Consider the following 21685-nt stretch of genomic DNA (forward strand, 5'->3'; position numbering starts at 1 on the left):
CTCTAACTCTGTACAACTGCTAGACTGGGAACTTCTTTGAGTAACAATCCGTATTCAATTCCTTCTACCACCGCTTGATAAGATGCGTCTAGAATATTCGGTGATACCCCTACCGTTGTCCAATGATTTTGACCATTACTCGACTCGACTAAAACTCTGGTTTTTGCTGAAGTTCCCGCACCACTATCAAGAATTCTCACCTTATAATCAATTAGATGAAAATTAGCAATTTCTGGATAGAACTTGACTAACGCTTTACGCAAAGCCATGTCTAAAGCAGAAACGGGGCCATTACCCTCGGCAACCTCTAATAATTCTACGCCATCAACCCTCACCTTAATCGTGGCTACCGCATTACTACAAGACATTTCGACACTTTGCAACATATCACAGTGTACCCGGAACCCTTTGAGTTCAAACAGTTCTTGTCGTTGTCCTAATGCTTCCCTCATCAATAATTCAAAGCTTGCTTCTGCGGCCTCAAATTGATAACCTTCGCTTTCTAATGTTTTTAAACGTTCTAAAATCTGACGACAAGTAGGGTCATTTTTATTCAAATCAATCCCAAAATGTCCTGCTTTTGATAATACATTACTTAATCCCGACTGGTCAGAAATTACGATTCTGCGTTGATTTCCGATCGCTTCAGGTTTAATATGTTCATAAGTAAAAGGATTTTTCGCCACCGCAGAAACGTGTATCCCTCCTTTGTGGGCAAATGCCGAACGTCCGACAAAGGGCGCGTGTTCATCAGGGGCAAGATTAACGATTTCACTAATCAAGCGACTGGTTTGAGTTAATTGTATCAGTTCCGATTCATCTAAACACTGATACCCCATTTTTAGCTGTAAATTCGGAATCACAGTACAAAGATTCGCATTGCCGCAGCGTTCACCATAACCATTCATCGTTCCTTGTACCATTCTGACCCCTTCCACGACAGCCGCTAAACTATTTGCCACCGCCAGTCCCGAATCATTATGAGTATGAATACCTAACTTAGGTGAACTGGGATCATCGGGAATAATATTTAAAGCGGTGACAACTTCCTGGACAATTTGGCTAATCTCATGGGGTAAAGTTCCGCCATTTGTATCGCAAAAAACTAGCCATTCTGCACCCGCCTTAAGTGCCGTCTCTAAAGTTTGTAGCGCGTAGACGGGATTTTTTTTATAACCATCGAACCAATGTTCTGCATCATAAATGACTCGTCTTCCCTGACTAATGAGGTATTCAATCGTATCCCGAATCATTGCTAAATTTTCTTCTAGCGTGGTTTGAATGCCCTCTAAGACGTGGAGATCCCAAGATTTGCCGAAAATGGTCACCCATCGAGTACCAGCCGCTAAAATGGCTTGTAACATCTTATCTTGTGCTGCAACACCATTCGGGCGACGTGTTGAACAAAAAGCCACTAATTCTGAATGTTTTAGCGGTTCTTCTTGCAATTTCCAGAAAAATTGCACATCTCTCGGATTAGCCCCAGGCCATCCCCCCTCAATAAACGGAATGCCTAAATCATCTAGCTTTCGGGCAATTTTGATCTTATCTTCTAAGGAAAGAGAAATCCCCTCTCTTTGCGCTCCATCTCTCAGGGTCGTATCATACAACAAAATTTTATTAGCACTATCCATGAAAAAAGTCAAGGTGATTTAATATAATTTAATTTAACTTTAAATACTTTGAGCGATCGCTATTCTGTGAATCTAGCCGTCTTAGCCTACGATAACAGTAAAAGGAGAAAAAATCACCTGTTTTGATGACCCACACCTAATGATTACGGGTATTCCCACTACGAGAGCTAATGTAATCACGGTAAAGTTAGAAATATAAAGAAACGTAAAGTACCCAGAAATCCTAACATCATGTTTGAATATTTCAACGAGAAAGCCATTAAAGCTGTGATGTTTGCCCAAGAGGAAGCACGCCGCACAGGTCATAATGTGGTAGGGACAGAACAACTTTTATTGGGGATCATCGGTGATGGAACATCCTACGCGGCAACATTACTGAAGGATCTGGGCGTTGAACTACACGCTACACGACGCATCATCGAAAATATGACGGGTAGAGGGCCAGGATACAGTCCAGCTAATATCCCATTTACACCAAAAGTTAAGCGGATTTTTGAACAAGCCTTCCAAGAAGCTCGTCAATTAGGCGATAAAATTATTACAGTAGAACATATTTTACTAGCGATCGCAGTTGACTCCGAAACCTTAGCCGCTAAAGTATTAATCCAACAAAACCTCGATCTAAACGAATTACGAACCACACTCATTAAAAAACTGAGCGAAAAAGTCCCCGCGAGTGTCTCTCAAGGAAATTCTTTTCAAGCAGGATCAAATAATCGTCAATCCATCCTCAAAGACTTTAGCACCAACTTAACCGAACTCGCCGCACAAAGTAAAATAGATCCCGTGATCGGTCGAGCTACAGAAATTGAACGAACCATCCAAATCTTAGGTCGTCGCACCAAAAATAACCCCGTTTTAATTGGTGAACCTGGTGTCGGTAAAACCGCGATTGCTGAAGGACTCGCCCAACGAATTATCGAAAGAGATGTACCAGAAACCCTTTATGACAAACAAGTCATCAGTCTAGATATGGGTTCACTCTTAGCGGGAACTCGTTTTAGGGGTGACTTTGAAGAACGTCTTAAAGGCATTGTCGAAGAAGTTCGCCAATCTAACAATATCATCCTCGTCATCGACGAACTTCATACCCTTGTCGGTGCGGGTGCATTAGGTGGCGCGATGGATGCCGCGAACTTACTTAAACCTGCCTTAGCTCGTGGAGAACTACAATGTCTCGGTACCACAACTCTCGATGAATACCGTCAGTATATCGAAAAAGATGCAGCCCTAGAACGTCGTTTTCAACCCGTAATGGTCGGTGAACCCTCTGTTGTTGAAACTGTTGAGATTCTCTACGGTCTACGCAAAGAATACGAAGACTATCATAAAGTAAAATATTCTGATGCTGCCATTGAAGCTGCTGCCAAATTATCAGACCGTTATATTAATGATCGTTTCTTACCCGATAAAGCGATCGATTTAATTGACGAAGCAGGATCACGAACTCATTTGAGCTATTCTATCCAACAAAAAAACCACAGCGAAGAACTCAAAATCTCTCAAGAGGAATCACCCATGATTAACCCTGAGTCTTTGATTCCCGTTGTTGATGAAGATGCGATCTCTCAAATCGTCGCCTCATGGACTGGTGTTCCTGTTAATAAATTAGCGCAAACCGAGTCAGAAGCCTTAATTAACCTCGAAGATCGACTTCATGAACGGATTATCGGTCAAGATGAAGCTGTTAAATCGGTATCTCGTGCGGTACGACGTTCCAGAGTTAATCTCAAAGATCCCAATCGTCCAACAGCAAGTTTTATCTTTGCAGGACCCACGGGAGTCGGAAAAACTGAACTCGCCAAAGCTTTAGCAGATTTCTTATTTGGTTCATCCGAAAACATGATTCGAGTCGATATGTCCGAATTCATGGAATCTCACACCATCTCTAAATTAATCGGCTCACCTCCAGGATACATCGGCTACGATGAAGGCGGACAACTCACAGAAGCAGTCAGACGGAAACCTTATAGCGTTATCCTTTTTGACGAAATCGAAAAAGCACACCCCGATGTATTTAATCTTCTCCTACAACTTTTAGATGATGGTCGTTTGACGGATGCTAGAGGTCGTACCGTCGATTTTAAAAATACACTGATCATTATGACTTCTAATATCGGGTCAAAAGTGATCGAAAAAGGCGGTAGTAGTTTTGGTTTTGAAGCTTCAGAAGACGCAGATACACAATACAACCACATCCGTAACCGTGTTCAAGAAGAGATGAAGCAATATTTTAGACCAGAGTTTCTCAACCGTCTCGATGAGATTATTGTTTTCCGTCAACTTACCAAACCCGAAGTTACTCAAATTGCCGACATTCTGCTTAATGAAGTGGCTAAACAGATTAAAGAACAGCGTGAAATGACTTTAGAAGTCACTGAAGCATTTAAAAATCTGGTAGTAAAGGAAGGGTTTGAGCCGAGTTATGGAGCTAGACCGTTACGCAGAGCGATTACAAGACGCTTAGAAGATAGTTTAGCCGAGGCGATTCTTTCTGGCAACATCAAAGATGGCGACAAAATTATTATTGATGCAGACGAACAAGATCAGGTCAAAGTTAATGCTTCCAATGCGACTGTCTTGCAGTTACAACCCGTAGGTTAAGTCGTTGACACACTATAAAATCTAAAAAAGCAGGCTATTAATTAACCTGCTTCTTTTATTTTTTCGTTTTCGCCTATAGTAATCAGAACTACATAAATCTTTATCAATTGATTTTTTCATGAGTTATTTTTTTCTTAAATTTCTTCAAATCGTTCATAAATTCGATCCAGTTGTTCTAAGGTAACTAAGCCATATTGCCAAAGAATCATTGGCCAAGGTCCTTGATCCTTTTTAATTGATCGTTCCGCCATTGCTAATGAATCATGAGACAAGGCTAAGTCATCGCGCAAAAAACGTAAAAATTTAGAGTAGGGTGTATTCGACATATTGGCTCTCCTTCACGGCTTTAAATCAAAATAGTTGTTTAAACTCAATATTTGTGTGATTGGGTATAGTATCCTTTTGTATCCTATCTTGTTGGTCTGTTGGATTCCTCTTAAGGATGAGTCTTCAATTATCCAAAGGTAGAAAGGATTTAGCTCACTAAAAGGAAAAATATAATAATTTCTTTAGAAAATTAATCCCTCAGTAAATTTACGGAATTGAATTTGTTTTTTAACACCTAAAAATGCAGTTCCCTCGCTGGCTTTTTGCCTAACTTGGAGTAGTCTGCACTCTTGATGATATTAGATTACCCAATAATAGTCGATCGCCTAATCTTCTATTTAAAGAATGATACAAAACTTTGTCTTAACTGAAAAAAAATTTTTTCTTAAATTTATGATCCATAAAAAAAAATACTTAAAAATCGATGGTAATGCTATCGCCTTTTTGCAAACCCAGTTCAGTCGCTCGACCTCCTCTAAGTTCAATTACCATATCAACTAAGGTTGAAGGGCCATAAGTTGGACAAGGATCAGCCGTACAAGGAGGTACCTCAGAATATATCGCTTGAATTACGCCTTGTTTTAAGAAAATCATATCTAAATTAATAGCGACATTCTTCATCCAAAATTGAGCATAACGCGCTTCATCAAAAGGAAATAACATCCCTCGATTATCGGGTAAAGAAGTACGATACATTAAACCCATTGCTTGTTGTTCTGGAGTCAGAGCGACTTCTAATTCGATCACAGCTTGTCCCATATTAGCTTTAGCGGTGACAGGTAACATTTGTCCTAATGGTTGGGCTTGAATTTCTGGTACAACTTCAGCAGAAGGGTTTTGAGCGACGGGAGTATCGATCGCTAAACAGCCCAGAATGAGCAAGTTTAAAGAGACTATTATACTAATCTTTTTCCAAAACATGACTTTTCTTTATCTTATTCTTATATTTGGTGGATTTCAACAACATGGATTCGAGGATTAACCATCTTCAATCATCGTAAAATCGCTCTTTACAAGCCTTTAATTGCATTATATTTTAGCTCAATTGTCATGTTTAATAAAAAAATTTAATTAAATTTGATTTAGTTTGGGAGCATAAATTTAATTTTCTTCTGGACCCATTTTTCTAGATGAGTAAAGCCAAAAACATAGACAATCAGCAAAATAATTGAAATTACAAAAATAACAAAAACTTTTAAATAACCATCTAAAGATAGACTTTTAGTCAGTGAAGAAAACACAACAAAATACAAAGGTTGATGAATGAGATAAATTTGATAAGAATAATTGCCTAGAATAGATAAACCTGCCAAAATCCAACTAATTATTTTAGTTAAATTGATTTTTTCATTTAAAATCGTAAATAATAAATAGTTAATCAGAAATAAAAGCGGAGTTAAGCAAATATCTACACCCAGTTTATAAGTCGCATTAATACCCCAAAAAGGTAAAAGTATAAATAAAGAACTACCGACCAAGAAAAAAACTGTAGAAACAATATAATCAACTTTAACAAACTTATTTTTGTAATAAAATAGATTTCCCCAATATAAACCTAAACATAACTGAAACCAATAACTACCGATAGAATTATTTTGCGAATAATAGGGAAAAAGCCAAGATGTTTGAGGCAAAGACAAGCCAATTATTTTAAAAACAACACCACCAAAAATTCCCAATAAAAGAATCATTACAGGATTTTTGATAGCGATCGGTAAAATTAGAGGCATAATTAAATAGGCTTGTAATAAAACTCTAAAAAACCAAAAACCAGGATTAATCGACTGAGCATGATAGTCGGCTAAACCTAATATACTAAGAATCAAATTTAGATTAAACGGCGGTAGTAGTTGAAAAAAATAAAAAAGTAATAAACTACAGAATACTGCGAGTAAATAAGCGGGGTAAATTCTCATTAAACGGCTAATAAGCCAAGATTTAAAGTTAATTGATGTTAAAGATAAATTAGATTTTTCTAATTTGAGAATCATGACATAACTTGTCGTAAAACCAGCAATTACAAAAAATAAATCAACAGCCGCTAAAGCTATTTTTGCCCCTTCTTGATCCAAAAAAGTAATCAAATATAAATCTTTAGGATAGTTTTGGAAAAAATGAAAGATAACAATACATAAAATTGCTAAACCTTTTGTTTGATCAATCCAATCTAGTCGTCTTGATTTTTTCGAGTTTTGTACGGAATGCTCTGAAGTCATCTGAATTATTGGTCGTCAAAATTGAGAAGACATTTTAGTTGTAACAAAAAATAATAAATTTAGTTTTAGTTAACAAAAAAAATGCTCAAAACTAGCCATTAAATGATTTCAGGTGGTTGTAATTCTTCTAAAATTGTAAACTTGACATGATTAATCGCCAAATCACCGATAGAAACCGTTGTTTTAGCGACTGGAGTTCCTTCACTTACTAAGCGTTCAAAAGGAATATCTTTAGCCATTTCTGCATGATACCAAGCTAAACCCATAAAGAAACGAGATGGATAAGGCCCACCTTCAAAAAGATCATCAGGGTTTGATTCCATAGGAACCCAACCAAAACTAGGGATATAAAACTCCATCCAAACATGATTATAATCTGGTTCTAAAGGCACACCTTTAGTAAAGGTAAAATGGGGGCATTTGTATCGCCCAACAGTACGACAAGCAATTTTATTCAAACGAGATAAAGCTAATAAAATACCTAAATACTCTCCACAAGATCCAACACCTCTTTTTAAAGCCACATCAGGTGGATCTATATGAGGTTTAATTCCATAAGAAAGACGATCATAAACATAGTTACGAATGCTATAAACTTGGCGTAGCAGATTCGTTTCAGTTCCGATAGCTTCAACGGCTGCACGACGAATAATCTCAGTATCCATCGCTAAATCATCATTATCGACTAAATAGCGTTCAGAAAATTCTTGAGGTAAAGAGGGTAACTTTTCGCAGTCTCTAGGAGATAATTTATATTTAATTCCCCACACTTCCAAAACCACTTTCCAACCGAAAATATAACGTTTTTGATGGGTTAATTGCTCAAATTTAAAAACCGCTACTTTTTGTCCATCTTGAATTTCTTCGATAAAAGGTAAACCTACTGATTCAATGTGTTTAATCTTTTGACGATGGGTTTCAACAGGTAAAGCAATGCGCCATTCTACATCTTTTAAATCTACTGGATAAAGTGGGGCGAGTTCTTCAACATAAGATAATTCAATTAAAAAACCATTGGATAAAGCATATTTATGCTCAGGATAATATTTAAAATAAAGAGGATGAATGAGTGTTTTTTGACTATAGAGTAATTCGTGTTGAGGTTCGGCGTTTGGATTATCCCGTATACTAGGTTCTAAAAAAGTATAGGAAACATACAATAAATCTTTTTCGGTTGCGGCATCGTAATAAAAAGCTAGTCCTGTCGGTGATTCAAAAGGAGTTAAAACACTAAAAATCACTTCCCCGGTGGCTCTATCTAAACAATAAACCGTTTGTTCAAGTGTATCAGTAACCCATAACTCTTCGCCTTTCACCGTCAAATTTTCTCGCCCAATTCCTGGGGCATGAAAACGGGTAATTTCTTTTCCAGTTTCACGATTGAATACAAAAATCTTACCTCGATCTTGACAAGAAACATAGACTGTAGACTGATAAACGGTTACACCATTAGCCCGTGAGGGAAGTTTAACAAATAATTGAGGAACTAAATCATTAGCTAAAAATGAGCAAAAATAGACATTTTCCTCAATAGCAAACCAAAGTGTGTCATCAATAACGGCTAACCCACTCGCACCGATAAAATCTGACCAATGCTCAGAATTTAAGATCTTTGTCTGTTGGGTTAACATATTGATCTGTAATAGATAACCTTCTGTACCATCAATAGCTAAAAGATGATCGCCATGAAAAGTAATTCCATCAATGGAGGAAGCTACCAACGGACGAATCGTTTGACCCATAAGCTGTGGAAGAGGGATCGAAGTCATGCTTAGTTTAAGCGCGAAATAGCCTGTATTCAATAACAATAGCAAAATTCATCGCTTAACGCTGCTCACAATGAACTGATTTATTGCACAACTATAAATGAGCGCATTAATTATCTGAGTGTAAAATGATAAAGGTGGCTGATCTGGCTTTTCTTGCTCTAAAATGTATTTAAAAAATATTCACCTCTATTCCTTTCGGAATTATACTGATCAAACCGTTCAATTTAAGGCACAAAAAACTATTATTGTTGGCAACAATGCTCAAGGAAAGTCAAATTTATTAGAAGCAATTGAACTGTTATCAACTCTAAAAAGTCATCGAGTGAGCCGAGATCGTGAGTTAATTTTAGAAGATGCCCAGACTGGACAAATTTTAGCAAATTTAACTCGGAGTTATGGAACCTCTGAACTCGCTCTTATTTTACGAAGTTCTGGACGCAGAACAGTTATTCTTAATCAAGAGCCTTTACGTCGTCATATCGATTTTTTAGGAATTCTCAATGCTGTTCAGTTTTCTAGTTTAGACTTAGAATTAGTACGAGGTGCGCCAGAAGTTCGACGAAATTGGGTTGATACTTTATTAATTCAATTAGAGCCAGTTTATTCACATATTTTACAACAATATAATCAAGTCCTTCGTCAAAGAAATGCTTTACTTAAAGAAATTCGCAAAAGAGAATTAGCAAATCAAAATGATAAAACTGAGTCATTTAGTAGTGATGTATCTCAATTAAATTTATGGGATCATCAACTGGCAGAAACTGGCTCAAGAGTCACTCGAAGACGTGCTAGAGTGATTGAAAGAATTAGATCGCTCGCTCAAGCTTGGCATTCTAGTATTAGTGGAAAAACCGAAATTCTTCAGATTAAATATCTGCCGAATGTGAACTGGATAGAAGATGATCCAATACAGGTCCAACAAGCTTTTTTAGAAAAAATTGAACAGCGTCGTCTCGCCGAACAACAGTTAGGTACAACCGTTGTTGGCCCCCATCGAGATGAAATTGAATTTACAATTAATCATACCCCCGCTAAATCTTATGGTTCACAAGGACAACAAAGAACTTTAGTACTTGCTCTCAAGTTAGCAGAATTAAAACTATTAGAAGAAATTATTGGTGAACCCCCTTTACTATTGTTAGATGATGTTTTAGCTGAATTAGATGCTAATCGTCAAAACCAATTATTAGAAGCGATTCAAGATCGTTTTCAAACGTTAATCACAACCACTCATCTAAATTCATTCGATCCACAATGGTTGAAATCATCACAAATTTTATCCGTCGAAAAAGGACAAATTTGTCATTAAACAGGGTTGAGAGAGCCAACTTTTAGGATTGGGAAACCAAATCCCTAGAAAATTTATTTTTCTCGTCAAAACGTTCAATGATATTAAGGAGTTGCATCGCCGATGCACAAGACTCTTCTATTAATTCATGTTGTTCTTCTGGTGTATCAATAAAACCATCTGCAACAAGTCGTAATGAACCCAACAAAGTATTTAAGCTACTACGTGCCTCATAGGACAAATAAGCTTGAGATTGAGACTCAATTGCGTTTTCATTTCCATTGACTAAATAGCCATTTTGTGAAGCGACTTGAGCAGAAAATTGCATAGAGTATAACTTTGCGTATTGTCCACCTTTATTTAAAAGTTCCTCATGATTGCCAATTTCTACGACACGACCTTTATCTAAAACTACAATAGAATAAGCTTTTTGCACAGTTGATAAGCGGTGAGCTATGACTAATGTGGTTCTTTCTTGACAAAGTTCATTAATTGCTTGTTGTACTAAACGTTCTGAAACTGTATCGAGTGCGCTAGTTGCCTCATCTAAGATCAAAATTTCTGGGTTTCTTAACAAAGCACGTGCGATCGCAATTCTTTGTCTTTGTCCTCCAGAAAGTCTCACACCTCGATCACCGAGTTCTGTATCTAAACCCTCTGGTAGATTACTAATAAATTCATAAGCATTAGCGCGTTTAGCCGCTTTTAATACATCTGTATCGGTTGCGTCTGTCAGACCGTAAGCAATATTGTAACGAACCGAAGCATTAAACAAATAGGTTTCCTGACTAACGATCCCCATATTCTGTCTAATGGATTTGTAGTCATAGTTTCTCAAATCTTTTCCGTCAATCATAATCGCGCCACCAGTGGGATCATAAAATCGGGGCAACAAATCAGCGATCGTCGATTTTCCTGCACCAGATGATCCCACCAAAGCGATCATTTTACCTTTAGGAATCCATAAATCTATCCCTTGAAGAACGAGTTCATCATGATCTGGATAAGCAAACTTGACATTTTCAAAACGAATCCCTTGTTCTAAACCTACAAATGGTGTTTCACCATTCTTCATAATAAGTTTATTATCTGTTCTAATAAAATCATCTAAAATTTCAACAGCAGAGGAGTTATTAGAAAGTTGATTTCTATTACCATTAATTTGACCAACAAACGGCAACATTCTAAATAAAATCAATAAATAAGTTAATAAAATTGCCGATAAACTTTGAACTTGGCCAGAAAAAATATAACGACCCGCCAGAATAATTAGAAAAACAATAATAATTCCTCCAATTTCATTAATCGGACTAATAATTGATTGATTCATTGTCGAATCAAAACCAGCCTTTTGTCTTTGTTTTATAAATTTTTTCATTGCTTGATATTCTGCTTCTTCATTTACGACAGATTTTATAAGTCTGATTCCTGTCATAATTTCTAAAGATTTGTTAGTTAATTCTTTAGCTGCTATAGAAACTCTTTGACCGTACTTTCTCGATCTATTAAGAAAAAATTGATTTAATATAGCAAGTGTTGCTAATAATCCTGTTGCTATTAACGTCAACTGCCATGATAAAGACATTAATATAAACAAAAAAATAAAAACTGTTATAATATTTTGCGCGAGGGTAATACAAGCTTGAATCGAGCCAGTCACTCGATATACTTCAGAACCAAAACGATTAAATAGATCTCCTAATTTAGTTTTAGCATAATAATCTAAATCAACAGTTAGAAGCATTGTCATAGCTTCTAATTGCATATTTCTTGTTAATATTTGTCCTAAATAAGTACTGGTTAGTGTTCCTAAATAATTGGTAGTATGCCGTAAAATAATGATTAATACAACAATGGCAAACATCGCTATGAGCCGAGAGCTATCTGACCAACCATCAAAAACAGACATTGTTTTCTGTAAAATGGGTGGCCCGCTATCTAAAGCAGGCATCGGCTGACCTAAAAAAGCTAATAATAAAGGAACTAATAATATTGTGCTAAATCCATTAAAAATAGCACTTGAAAAGCCAAATAATATCGATAAAACCACTAAAATAGGCTGTTTAAAAAGATATCTGATGATGAATTGATTAGAAGACATATTTAAGACTCTTTGTCCAATTAATGAAAAATAAAAACCTATTACAAAACGGATTGTATCACCCCAGATAAAATTGTTGCCATAGCTTCTATACTATAAAACTGAATACAACGTTGTCTAGCCTGTAAACCTTTAGCTTCAGCTTCATCCATATGAGCAAAAATCCATTGAATTTGATTGGCTAATTGTTCTGGAGAATTAGGCTCTACTAAATACCCAGTCTGATCTAGAATTTCGGGAATATCTCCAACTTTAGTAGCCAAAATTGGTTTAGCCATCGCCATACCATCCGTTAACTTTAAAGGAAATTGAGCTAAAGAAGTTGGTGTATTTAATTGCGGAACAACAATAATATGGGCAGCCGATACAATTTCGGGCATTAATTGAACAGGTGTTTTAGGTAATTTGATAATCCAACGTCCCCATTGTTCAAGTAGTTTACGATCATAATCATCATAAGGACTACCGCCAACAATCACTAATTTTAAATCGGGTTGATTAAGTTTATCTAAAGCTATTAAAACGCTTTCTAGCCCTTTATTTGGCCGTGGCGCACCAGGAAACATCAACACTTTGTAACCAGTTAATCCATATTTAGCTCTAGTTTTCTCGGAATTGTATTTTGCAGGATCAAATAAAGCAACATCTTTGCCATTGGGAATATATACACCGCCAAAGCGTTTTCCTATAAACTGAGTATGGCGCGTTACAATATTTGCATATGGTAATAGACTTTCCATCCATTTTAAATACAGAGGATTATCAGGATGTTTTAAGAGTCCATTGGGCTTAAATAAATCTCGATAGAGTTGCTTAAAATTCATCTGATACTTCCATTGCTCGCCCCCAAACCAACTCATTTCCCAGTCATCAATATCTACGATTACAGGTCGATGACTCGTCATTTTTTTGAGTAAAGCTAGTCCGAAACTGGTAGGTTTAAGTTTTACAGCATACAAAAGATCCCCATCAATTTTAGAAATAAGTTGTGTAGCTACCCCGATAAATTTAGGAAATCCGACGTAATAGGGACATGGTAACGAAACAACAGAATAATCCTCAATTTTTACGGGTGGTGTTTCATTTTCATAGGCTAGACCAAATAGCTTAACGTGATGTCCGAGTTTTTCTAATGCTTGCGCCAGTAAAAAAGGACGAATTGCACCACCCCAACGACCTGCGCCCGTACTTGATAAATCGCTGACAATAATAGATATATTTAAGGGCTTTTGTTCGCTTAACAAGGTCAAGAGTTCACCACATCTATAAAGTTTTTTTTACAGTTTAGTATGAAGTTAGGTTAAGTAGTTAGGTTTGAGTTTAAATTAAAAACATGGAAATCACAAGACTTTCAGCTTTATCCGATAACTATATCTTTTTGTTATCTGAAAAAGAGCAAAAAATCGCCGCCGTCGTTGATCCTACCCTAGCACAACCCGTTCTAGAAGTCCTCCACAAGCAAGGATTACAGCTAGTAGCAATTTTAAATACCCATCATCATCGGGATCATGTAGGGGGAAATCAAGCCTTAATCGAACATTTTCCCAAAGTCTGTGTCTATGCAGGAGCCGAGGATCGTGGTAGAATCCTTGGTCAACAAGTTTTTTTAAAAGAAGGCGATCGCATTACTTTTGCTGATCGAGTCTTGGAAGTCTTTTTCGTCCCTGGGCATACTCGCGCCCATATTGCCTATTATTTTCCCCCTCAAGGCGATGTTACCTTTGGTGAGTTATTCTGTGGCGATACGCTCTTTTCTGGGGGTTGTGGGCGATTATTCGAGGGAACTCCAGCACAGATGGTTAAATCTTTGACGAAATTGCGATCGCTCCCTGATTCGACACGGGTGTGGTGCGCTCATGAGTACACCCTGAAAAATTTAGAATTTGCTTTAGTCGTCGATCCAGATAACACCGACTTACAAAACCGTTTCAGGTTTGTACAAACAGCCCGCTTAAAAAATGAGGCAACAATTCCGACTTGGTTAGGTGTCGAAAAATTAACCAATCCTTTTTTACGTTGGGATAATATATCTCTTCAAAAAGCGATGAGGACAACTGATCCAGTTCAGACCTTTGCTCGCTTACGAGGTCAAAAAGAGCAATTTTAATTTTATTTTGTCTCAAAAAAATGTACAATGTAAGTTTTGGGCTTATTTTAAAGAGACTAAAGAAAGCAGGAAAAACAATGTCAAAAAAATTACAGGTTGTATTAAGTAAAAGTGTCAGCAAGCTAGGGAAAGACGGAGATATGGTAGAAGTAGCCCCAGGCTATGCGACTAATTATCTCATTCCTCAAGGCTTCGCCAAGTTAGCAACTCCGGGCATTATTAAACAAGTCGAACAAAGAAAAGCCAAAGAGCAACAACGGATTATTGCAGAACGCGAAGACGCTTTAGCACGGAAAACCGCCTTACAAACGGTGGGACGTTTTGTCGTTCGTAAACAAGTTGGTGAAGGTGAATCAATCTTTGGTACCGTAACGACTCAAGATTTAGCGGATGCGATTAAAGCGAGTACAGGTCAAGAGGTCGATCGTCGGGGCATTACAATTCCTGAAATTGGAAAAACTGGCTTTTACAAAGCACAAGTCAAAATTCATCCAGAAGTTACCGCAGAAGTTGAAATTCAAGTGGCTCCTTTATAATCAATTTTCGGTGTTGACAGGGGTTTAACCCCTGCCGAGCCTTACAAACTACTAGCATCTAAACTTTGCGCTTCTTCGGGTGTTAGAGGTAAATGTAAGCCACATTCTTGTTTAAGCCCATTAAAACGAGTATTTCGCTCATTTTCATCGTCTGCCATCAACGGGCGGCTAGAATGCCAATCACCGACCGTCACATAACCCAAATCAAAATAGGGATGATAGGGTAAATCGTGGGCTGTGAGATACTGATAAATATCTCTGGCGTTCCATGTAAGAATTGGGTGAATTTTATAGCGCTCGGCCTGAACATCTACAAGGCGTAAGGTTTTACGGTGGTTGGTTTGATCACGGCGTATTCCAGCTAACCAAGCCGTAGCATTTAATTCTTTTAAGGCTCTTTGCATTGGCTCTACTTTACGCAGTTTATCGTAGAGATTGAGAGAATCAAGATCATTTTGATCCCATAATTTACCGTAAAGGGTTTCCATGCGAGCCGGACTCAGAGGAGATTGATAGACTTTTAAATTCAAATTGAGGCGTTTAGTCAATTCGTCCGCAAAACGATAGGTTTCTGACGGTAAGTATCCTGTATCAACCCAAATAACCGGAATATCGGGGATAATTTGGGTGACTAAATGAAGCATGACGGCAGCTTGTATCCCAAAACTGGTACTCATCACTAAACCGTCACCAAAGGTTGAAGATGCCCAAGTAACAATTGAGTGAGCATCAGCGTTTGATAACTCTTGATTGACAAACTCTAAATGTAGTTTCGGTTTATCGATTTCTTCAACAATTTGATGAGAGTTGGTATCCCAAGTCCCGTTTGATTTGAATGTGTGACCTACCTGAGTATGTCCTGTATCGGTCATCGTCAGGTTAGAATCAATAACTTTTAGTTGTTGCATTCTGACTGTATTTCCCCTTGCACTCAACGAACTGAATATATTTGAGGGAGAATGACGAATTTTATGTATAAAATTCTCAGCTTTATTTTACCCTAATTGGTTTATTAACAAAACGGCTTGAGTTACGGTTTAATAACCATGTTCAGACTTATATTTTTTTAGCTCATCTTCGAGTTGATCAGACGAAGCCCCTGTAATAACATAGAATTTGAAGGGTTGGTCTTGACTCAGATAAGCAGAATATGAGGCTTGGAGAAATGGTCGGTAATCCTCATTATTCGCAATATACACTTCAAAAAAAGCCACCATACTTGAATCTCCATAAGCGGCAATTAGATTAGGTGAAGGAAGTAAAATATCGGTCGTCTCAATCAAGTCAGTCAGCCCAGCATCTAAAACCGAAAAATCTACGTGAGCTTGACCTTGCATCATTCCTAAATATTTATTTTGTGTTTTGAGCCAAGGAAATGATCTAGCTTGTTCAAAAACAAAGGGTGTGGCAGGATCATAGCTGCCCGCGCCGATCCAAACTGGAATTTCAATCTTAGCGAGTCCTTTCGGTCCGAAAAGACTACTATTAACGGGATTAGCTGCTAATACAGCTTTCACTCGTGGATCTCGGAAGTTATAATCTTGATGTGGTAATTTTAAGGCGCGACACTGTAACAATAAGGACAGATTGAAAAACTGATTATCGCTGTTGCAGGCACTTTGAAGATAATCAAAGTCAATGGTTGCTCCAGCTAGGGCAAGAACAGTATAACCCCCAAAGGAATGACCCATCGCACCCACTGATTCTAAGTTTAAGCGTCCCCCAAACTCAGAATTATTACGGCGTTCGAGTTCATCAATAATAAAACTAATATCTTTTGGACGATCGATAAATTCATTGCGGTAAAAAACTTCGTTAGAATAACCTTCTAATAAGTTTTGCACTTGAAGGAAATCACTTCCGGGATGTTGCGGGGCAGCGACAAAATAACCATAAGAAGCTAAATGAGATAATTGTTTCTCAAAATCTTCTGGGCGAGATGCTAACCCATGAGAAAAAATTACAACAGGGGTTTTCCCATTACGCCAGTGTTGCGGTTTGTAAACATCCATATAAAAACTACGCTGACGTTTCTCATCCGTAAGATTCCACCGTTCTTTTACTACGCCATAACTACCAGGTTGACGTAAATCGGTTAATGTTCCATAGTTGACGGGTGGGTTTTGTTGTGCTTCACTAGCGGATAATTGGGCTAAGTCTTGACTAAACGTTTCTGTTGCTTGGATAACTAAATTAATTAACCTAGATGATTTGAGAACGTCATTGACATTGATTTCTACGTTAGTGGGTAGCTTTTGTAAAAAGTTTAATAACGTTAATCCTTCAGGCGCGAGAGAAGCTTGAATAATCGCCCCTCGTAACGCAAATTTTCCGTTTGTACCTCCTTGAATCTTGACATAATCACCAAAAAATGTTAATATCTCTTCGCCAGTTTCGGTATTAAAAAAACGAGAAATTCTGATGGGATTGATCTCCGCTTTTTCGACGAGGGCTTTACGGAATTCGGCTTGTTGTGCTGGTGTAGTGTCTTTAAGGTAGGTTTTTAAATTTGCGTCAATCGTTCCATTTTTGGCGAAGGCTTCTAGAGAAGATATTTTTAGTTGTAGTTGTACGGGTCCATAATTAATTAAAATGACTTCGGCGGCTTTAACGGGAAGGGCTGTGAGAAGTGTACTCAATACACCGAAAATGATTGATCGTCTCAAACGGCGAGATACTAAACTTTTCAAAGTTTTCTTTTTCTCCTAATTGCTCAGACGTTCTCTTCAAAATTTAGCTTACTTAAATACAGTCAACAATAAGCCTTAGAACAGTTACTGATCTTAGCATTTTGATTTCTTAAAAAGTGATAACCTGTTTTGGTGTGTTTTAAACTACTTGCTAATTTGAAAGAGATCCTAGATGCTAGAAACGGAAATATACAGAAGGTTAAGAGAGTGGATATTCGATTATTGGCGTTGGATTTAGATGGTACAATTGTCGGACATAATAATCAAATTAGTGAAAGAGTTCAACAAGCCATTCAAACCGTACAAGCTAAAGGGGTACAAGTAGCGATCGCAACTGGTAGAATGTACAAATCAGCCTATAAATATCATCAGACGATTGCCTCCGAACTACCACTTATTGCTTACAATGGGGCTTTAATACAAGATCCTAAAAGCCAAAAAATCCTCTATCATCTCCCTGTTGCTTTAACGACTGCAAAAGATTTGATCCATGAGTTAGAACAACCTCAATGGCGTTCTAAAATCAATATTAATCTTTATATCAATGATCAACTGTACGTGAGTCAAATTAATGATGAAACTAAACGCTATGCCCAACGGTCTAACATTGAAGCGATCGCGGTGGGAGATTTAATCACTTTTCTCCAAAATAACGATAATCCGACGAAAATTCTCGCTATCGGTAAGTCTCGCAAGGTGACGAGGCAATTGATGAACAGTCTACAACAACGTTTTACATCCGATCAACTCTACCTCACTCAGTCTACTCCCATCTTTTTAGAAGCGACTCATCAAAAAGCAAATAAAGGTACTGGGGTTTATTATCTAGCTGAACAAATTTTAGGTTTAAAAGCAGAACAAGTCATGACTATTGGTGATAATTTTAATGATGTATCCATGTTGTCATATGCTGGTATGAGTGTAGTTATGGGTAATGCCCCAGATGCCGTTAAAGAATTTGCCTCTTGGGTTGCCCCTCCCATAGAATTAGATGGCGTAGCAGTAGCTATTGAAAAATTCTTACTTTAGCGCGATCGTTTTTCTTTAATCCGTCTCAATGTTGCACATATAATAAATAGTAAGCTCGACATAAACTTTGTAGTCTTTGTATGACAAAATTTTCAGCCTATCGCTGGTCTATTTCGCTGTTATTTGGATTAAGCTCATATTTTTTTGGATTTAAAACATTATCCACTCAAGCAGAATCTTTATATAGTCCAATTCCTCTAACATCAATTAATGAGGTTTCTGATACCCTTTCTGATAAAGATATTCCTACTGGTGAAGGTGGTTTTGCTAGAGATTATATAGTTAATCTTAAAGAAGGCGATCAATTAGCAGTCGATCTGATTTCGGATGATTTTGATGCAATTGTTGTTTTGCTTTCTGCTGACGGAACCACAGTCGCGGAAAATGATGATGGACCTGATGGTAGTACAAATTCACTCTTATTTTCTCGGATTACAGAATCAGGTAAATATATTATCCGCGTTCAGGCTTTTGGTGAAACAGGTAGCGGCAAGTTTATCTTAAAAGTGTCTCGTCTTCGTCCCACGAATTAAAATAATCCTGTTAAACAACAAAGATAGATCACTTCTGTCCATTCAACAACCGCCCCATAAGTATCACCCGTATGCCCGCCTAATTTTTGATGAAACCAAAATCCAGTCAAAAAAGCGATCGCCAAACCTAAAACAAATATTAATAAAGCGATCGCCCACTTTTGCGGCTCAAAAAAGAGATAACCTAAATTAATTCCAATAAGTGGCAATAGTCCAAAAAAAACATCTTGGGGTAAACGGATATTTTGTTGATGAAACGCGCCTTTTCCAGTGGGTTTGAGATAAGGATAAATAGCGATCGCTATGATTTGTCCCCAACGTCCCCAGCCCGCCGCCGCCATCAGTACTAATGTTCGTATATGGGTTAAATCATTTAAAGCCAAAGTTTTAAGAAGTAAGACAATAACACCAGCCATCACACCAAACGCCCCACTATGACTATCCTGCATCACTTCTAAACGACGTTTAGGATCACTTACCCCTAACCCATCGGCTGTATCCATCACCCCATCTAAATGTAAACCCCCAGTCAGATAAAGCCAAAGTGCGACAATTAAACCACTGCGAGTGAGGTTAGGTAAATTTAAATAAGCTAAGATCAGATCAATGCTTCCCAAGAATCCGCCGATCAAAATACCAATTAAACTACTCCAACGAGCAACCCGTAAATAATTGGGCTGCCAATGAGTCGGTAACGGTACAATAGTATAAAAAGATACAGCGCCTAAAAAGGATTGAATCTGTTCCTTTATTTTGTTAGTTGGATTAAACACATGAGCCGATGAAAATTTAAGGAAGAATTCAAACAATTTGCGTTAATATTGTATCGTAGCCTACCTAGAGTATAGAAATAGAGTATGTAGCTATTTTCTTAAAATTTTTGAGCATTATACTAAATTTTATACAGGTAATTTTTTTATGAATTACGACCAATCATCTCACTCGTTCCCTGCCCCTTGTCTAATCGATTTTGGCACAATAATTAATAAAGATGATATTCGGCGGTTGCTCAATGATTTAGGGCGAGTTAGATACATTCACACCTTAGATGGAAAACCCCAAAGTGAAGGCGAAGGATGGATAGTAGAAGTTTTTGCCGATCCTAAACAATCTACTATTGTCGCCAATCATACTTTATACTTAAATGTCCAAAGTTTCGACTATTTAAAATTAGAGCAATCACCCGAAAAAGAAACCTATTTTGATCTAGTTCAAGATAACCGCTTATTACGATTGATTCCCCTCAGCAGCCCTCTAGAAGAACAAGAAAATAGACATACTATTGATGTAGATACTCTAGAAACCATGATGAATCAAGTTTTATCAGCTAAATGGGATGTCCAAATTGATGATGATGATGAGGATATTCCTTTTTAGAAAATGGGTTTTTCTTATAAATTAATCGCAAAATGTAGCAAAACTCAAGCAAGAGTCGGGATCTGGCATACTCCTCATGGTATCGTTGAAACACCCCGTTTTATGCCTGTGGGAACCGTCGGCACGATCAAAGGTTTAACGCCTTCTCAGGTGGCAACCACCGGGGCACAAATGATTTTAGCCAATACCTATCATCTTCATCTACAACCAGGTGAAAGTATTGTCGAAAAAGCAGGGGGTTTACATTCATTTATGGGATGGAATGGCCCCATATTGACAGATTCGGGCGGATTTCAAGTTTTTAGTCTTAGTGAACTCAGAGACATCAAAGAAACTGGTGTTACTTTTCGTTCTCCAAGAGATGGGCGAATTATTGAACTAACTCCCGAACGATCGATCCAGATTCAGAATAAACTAGGGGCAGATGTGATTATGGCATTTGATGAATGTCCCCCCGCGAATGCCAGTCGAAGCGATGTGACAAAAGCTACCGAAAGGACGTATCGTTGGCTAGAACGCTGTATAGAAGCCCATCAACGCCCCCAAGATCAAGCCTTATTTCCCATTGTACAAGGGGGAATTTATCTAGATTTACGCTCAAAAGCGGCAAAAGATTTAAGTGTCTTAGATTTGCCAGGATATGCTATAGGTGGAGTTAGTGTCGGAGAAGCCCCAGAATTAATTCATCAAATTGTTGCTCATACAGCCCCATTATTACCGCCCCATAAACCTCGTTATTTGATGGGAGTAGGAACTTATCGGGAAATGGCACGGGCGATCGCATCAGGAATTGATTTATTTGATTGTGTGATTCCCACCCGTTTTGGCCGACATGGTACAGCAATGGTACAAGGTGAGCGCTGGAATCTAAAAAATGCACGATTTAAAGAAGATTTTACCCCGCTTGATGCAAAATGTCCTTGTTACACTTGTCAGACATTTACACGGGCTTATCTGAATCATCTAATTAAATCGAGGGAAATGTTAGGGTATATTTTATTGTCTTTACACAATATTACTGAATTAGTACGATTTACAATGAAAATACGGGAAGCAATAGAGGGCGATCGCTTCGTCGATGAATTTGGTCACTGGCTCAATGATCATTCGTCAAATCATGATACAATTTGAGTCAATATTTAAAAAACAAGTCTTGGAAAGGTAGATAGATCAATGGATACAGCAATGCTGTTAGCAAAATTACCCGAAGCTTACCAAATCTTCGATCCGTTAGTGGATGTTTTACCCCTTATTCCCCTATTCTTCTTGTTGCTTGCGTTTGTTTGGCAAGCGGCTGTCGGTTTTAGATAAATTGTCTAGAACAAAAAATTAAAGGGCATCTGTATTAGGTGTCCTTTTGTTTTATCTTATATTTACAGCATCTTCCATACTGGAGTTTAGACTAACTTACCTCCCAATCAAACTGAACGGTCGAGTCTGAAAGAGAAGTGGAAAATGAAAGGAATTCTCTACT

19 protein-coding genes are annotated in these 21685 nt (G+C 37.7%); 9 read left to right on the plus strand and 10 right to left on the minus strand.

From position 1 onward, the window contains the following. Nucleotides 1-2 precede the first annotated feature (2 nt). Entirely contained in the window at nt 3-1634 is a 1632-nt protein-coding gene (gene cimA / locus C7H19_RS11355) for a citramalate synthase (protein ID WP_106456996.1), read from the minus strand. Nucleotides 1635-1865: 231 nt separating this feature from the next. Here cimA and C7H19_RS11360 point away from each other — a divergent pair, with 231 nt between their 5' ends. Beyond that, nucleotides 1866-4238 (plus strand): ATP-dependent Clp protease ATP-binding subunit, encoded by a 2373-nt coding sequence (locus C7H19_RS11360; protein ID WP_106456997.1) that lies wholly within the window; start codon nt 1866-1868, stop codon nt 4236-4238. A gap of 134 nt (nt 4239-4372) precedes the next feature. On the opposite strand, the gene C7H19_RS11365 is transcribed toward C7H19_RS11360, so the two are convergent. The 4 genes from C7H19_RS11365 to C7H19_RS11380 all read right to left on the minus strand — a co-directional run bounded on the left by C7H19_RS11365 (nt 4373) and on the right by C7H19_RS11380 (nt 8550). Beyond that, a complete protein-coding gene (locus tag C7H19_RS11365; RefSeq protein ID WP_106456998.1) occupies nt 4373-4564 on the minus strand; it encodes a DUF2949 domain-containing protein in 192 nt (63 codons plus the stop codon). A 415-nt stretch (nt 4565-4979) separates the two neighbouring features. Then, a complete protein-coding gene (locus tag C7H19_RS11370; protein WP_106456999.1) occupies nt 4980-5486 on the minus strand; it encodes a DUF192 domain-containing protein in 507 nt (168 codons plus the stop codon). Nucleotides 5487-5647: 161 nt separating this feature from the next. Then, entirely contained in the window at nt 5648-6781 is a 1134-nt protein-coding gene (locus tag C7H19_RS11375; protein WP_106457000.1) for an acyltransferase family protein, read from the minus strand. 98 nt (nt 6782-6879) lie between these two features. Continuing rightward, nucleotides 6880-8550, minus strand: a complete 1671-nt coding sequence (locus C7H19_RS11380; RefSeq protein WP_106457001.1) for a transglutaminase domain-containing protein — start codon at nt 8548-8550, stop codon at nt 6880-6882. Between the two features lie 163 nt (nt 8551-8713). On the opposite strand from C7H19_RS11380, the gene recF reads away from it, so the two are divergent. Beyond that, complete coding sequence (gene recF / locus C7H19_RS11385) at nt 8714-9859, plus strand: DNA replication/repair protein RecF (protein WP_106457002.1); 1146 nt, start codon at nt 8714-8716, stop codon at nt 9857-9859. Nucleotides 9860-9881: 22 nt separating this feature from the next. Here the strand turns inward: recF and C7H19_RS11390 are convergent, their stop codons facing one another. After that, nucleotides 9882-11939: an ABC transporter ATP-binding protein gene (locus tag C7H19_RS11390; protein WP_106457003.1), complete on the minus strand. Its 2058-nt coding sequence runs from the start codon at nt 11937-11939 to the stop codon at nt 9882-9884. A gap of 41 nt (nt 11940-11980) precedes the next feature. After that, nucleotides 11981-13189 (minus strand): glycosyltransferase, encoded by a 1209-nt coding sequence (locus C7H19_RS11395; protein ID WP_106457004.1) that lies wholly within the window; start codon nt 13187-13189, stop codon nt 11981-11983. A gap of 83 nt (nt 13190-13272) precedes the next feature. On the opposite strand from C7H19_RS11395, the gene gloB reads away from it, so the two are divergent. Both gloB and rplI read left to right on the plus strand, forming a co-directional pair. Then, nucleotides 13273-14046, plus strand: a complete 774-nt coding sequence (gloB, locus tag C7H19_RS11400; RefSeq protein WP_106457005.1) for a hydroxyacylglutathione hydrolase — start codon at nt 13273-13275, stop codon at nt 14044-14046. 77 nt (nt 14047-14123) lie between these two features. After that, complete coding sequence (rplI, locus tag C7H19_RS11405; RefSeq protein WP_106457006.1) at nt 14124-14582, plus strand: 50S ribosomal protein L9; 459 nt, start codon at nt 14124-14126, stop codon at nt 14580-14582. Nucleotides 14583-14623: 41 nt separating this feature from the next. Here the strand turns inward: rplI and cysH are convergent, their stop codons facing one another. After that, nucleotides 14624-15490 carry a phosphoadenosine phosphosulfate reductase gene (gene cysH / locus C7H19_RS11410; RefSeq protein ID WP_245927463.1) on the minus strand — a complete coding sequence of 289 codons (867 nt, stop codon included), beginning with the start codon at nt 15488-15490 and terminating at the stop codon, nt 14624-14626. Between the two features lie 129 nt (nt 15491-15619). Further along, the gene (locus C7H19_RS11415) at nt 15620-17272 is read right to left on the minus strand and encodes an alpha/beta hydrolase (protein ID WP_106457007.1); all 1653 of its coding nucleotides are present in this window, start codon (nt 17270-17272) and stop codon (nt 15620-15622) included. A gap of 207 nt (nt 17273-17479) precedes the next feature. On the opposite strand from C7H19_RS11415, the gene C7H19_RS11420 reads away from it, so the two are divergent. Both C7H19_RS11420 and C7H19_RS11425 read left to right on the plus strand, forming a co-directional pair. Continuing rightward, nucleotides 17480-18301 carry a Cof-type HAD-IIB family hydrolase gene (locus C7H19_RS11420; RefSeq protein WP_106457008.1) on the plus strand — a complete coding sequence of 274 codons (822 nt, stop codon included), beginning with the start codon at nt 17480-17482 and terminating at the stop codon, nt 18299-18301. An 80-nt stretch (nt 18302-18381) separates the two neighbouring features. Beyond that, the gene (locus C7H19_RS11425) at nt 18382-18834 is read left to right on the plus strand and encodes a PPC domain-containing protein (RefSeq protein WP_106457009.1); all 453 of its coding nucleotides are present in this window, start codon (nt 18382-18384) and stop codon (nt 18832-18834) included. Here the strand turns inward: C7H19_RS11425 and cobS are convergent. Further along, a complete protein-coding gene (gene cobS / locus C7H19_RS11430; RefSeq protein WP_106457010.1) occupies nt 18831-19607 on the minus strand; it encodes an adenosylcobinamide-GDP ribazoletransferase in 777 nt (258 codons plus the stop codon). The genes C7H19_RS11425 and cobS overlap by 4 nt on opposite strands. A gap of 145 nt (nt 19608-19752) precedes the next feature. Here cobS and C7H19_RS11435 point away from each other — a divergent pair, with 145 nt between their 5' ends. Genes C7H19_RS11435 through C7H19_RS11445 form a run of 3 tightly spaced genes read left to right on the plus strand, consistent with a single transcriptional unit; the run spans nt 19753 to nt 21522 of the window. Continuing rightward, nucleotides 19753-20211, plus strand: coding sequence for a hypothetical protein (locus C7H19_RS11435; RefSeq protein ID WP_106457011.1), 459 nt, complete (start codon nt 19753-19755; stop codon nt 20209-20211). Nucleotides 20212-20214: 3 nt separating this feature from the next. After that, the gene (tgt, locus tag C7H19_RS11440; protein WP_106457012.1) at nt 20215-21342 is read left to right on the plus strand and encodes a tRNA guanosine(34) transglycosylase Tgt; all 1128 of its coding nucleotides are present in this window, start codon (nt 20215-20217) and stop codon (nt 21340-21342) included. A gap of 42 nt (nt 21343-21384) precedes the next feature. After that, the gene (locus C7H19_RS11445) at nt 21385-21522 is read left to right on the plus strand and encodes a photosystem II reaction center protein K (RefSeq protein WP_106457013.1); all 138 of its coding nucleotides are present in this window, start codon (nt 21385-21387) and stop codon (nt 21520-21522) included. Nucleotides 21523-21685: the final 163 nt, after the last annotated feature.

The organism is Aphanothece hegewaldii CCALA 016 (genome assembly GCF_003007785.1).
In the GTDB taxonomy this organism is placed as follows: domain Bacteria; phylum Cyanobacteriota; class Cyanobacteriia; order Cyanobacteriales; family Microcystaceae; genus Chroococcus; species Chroococcus hegewaldii.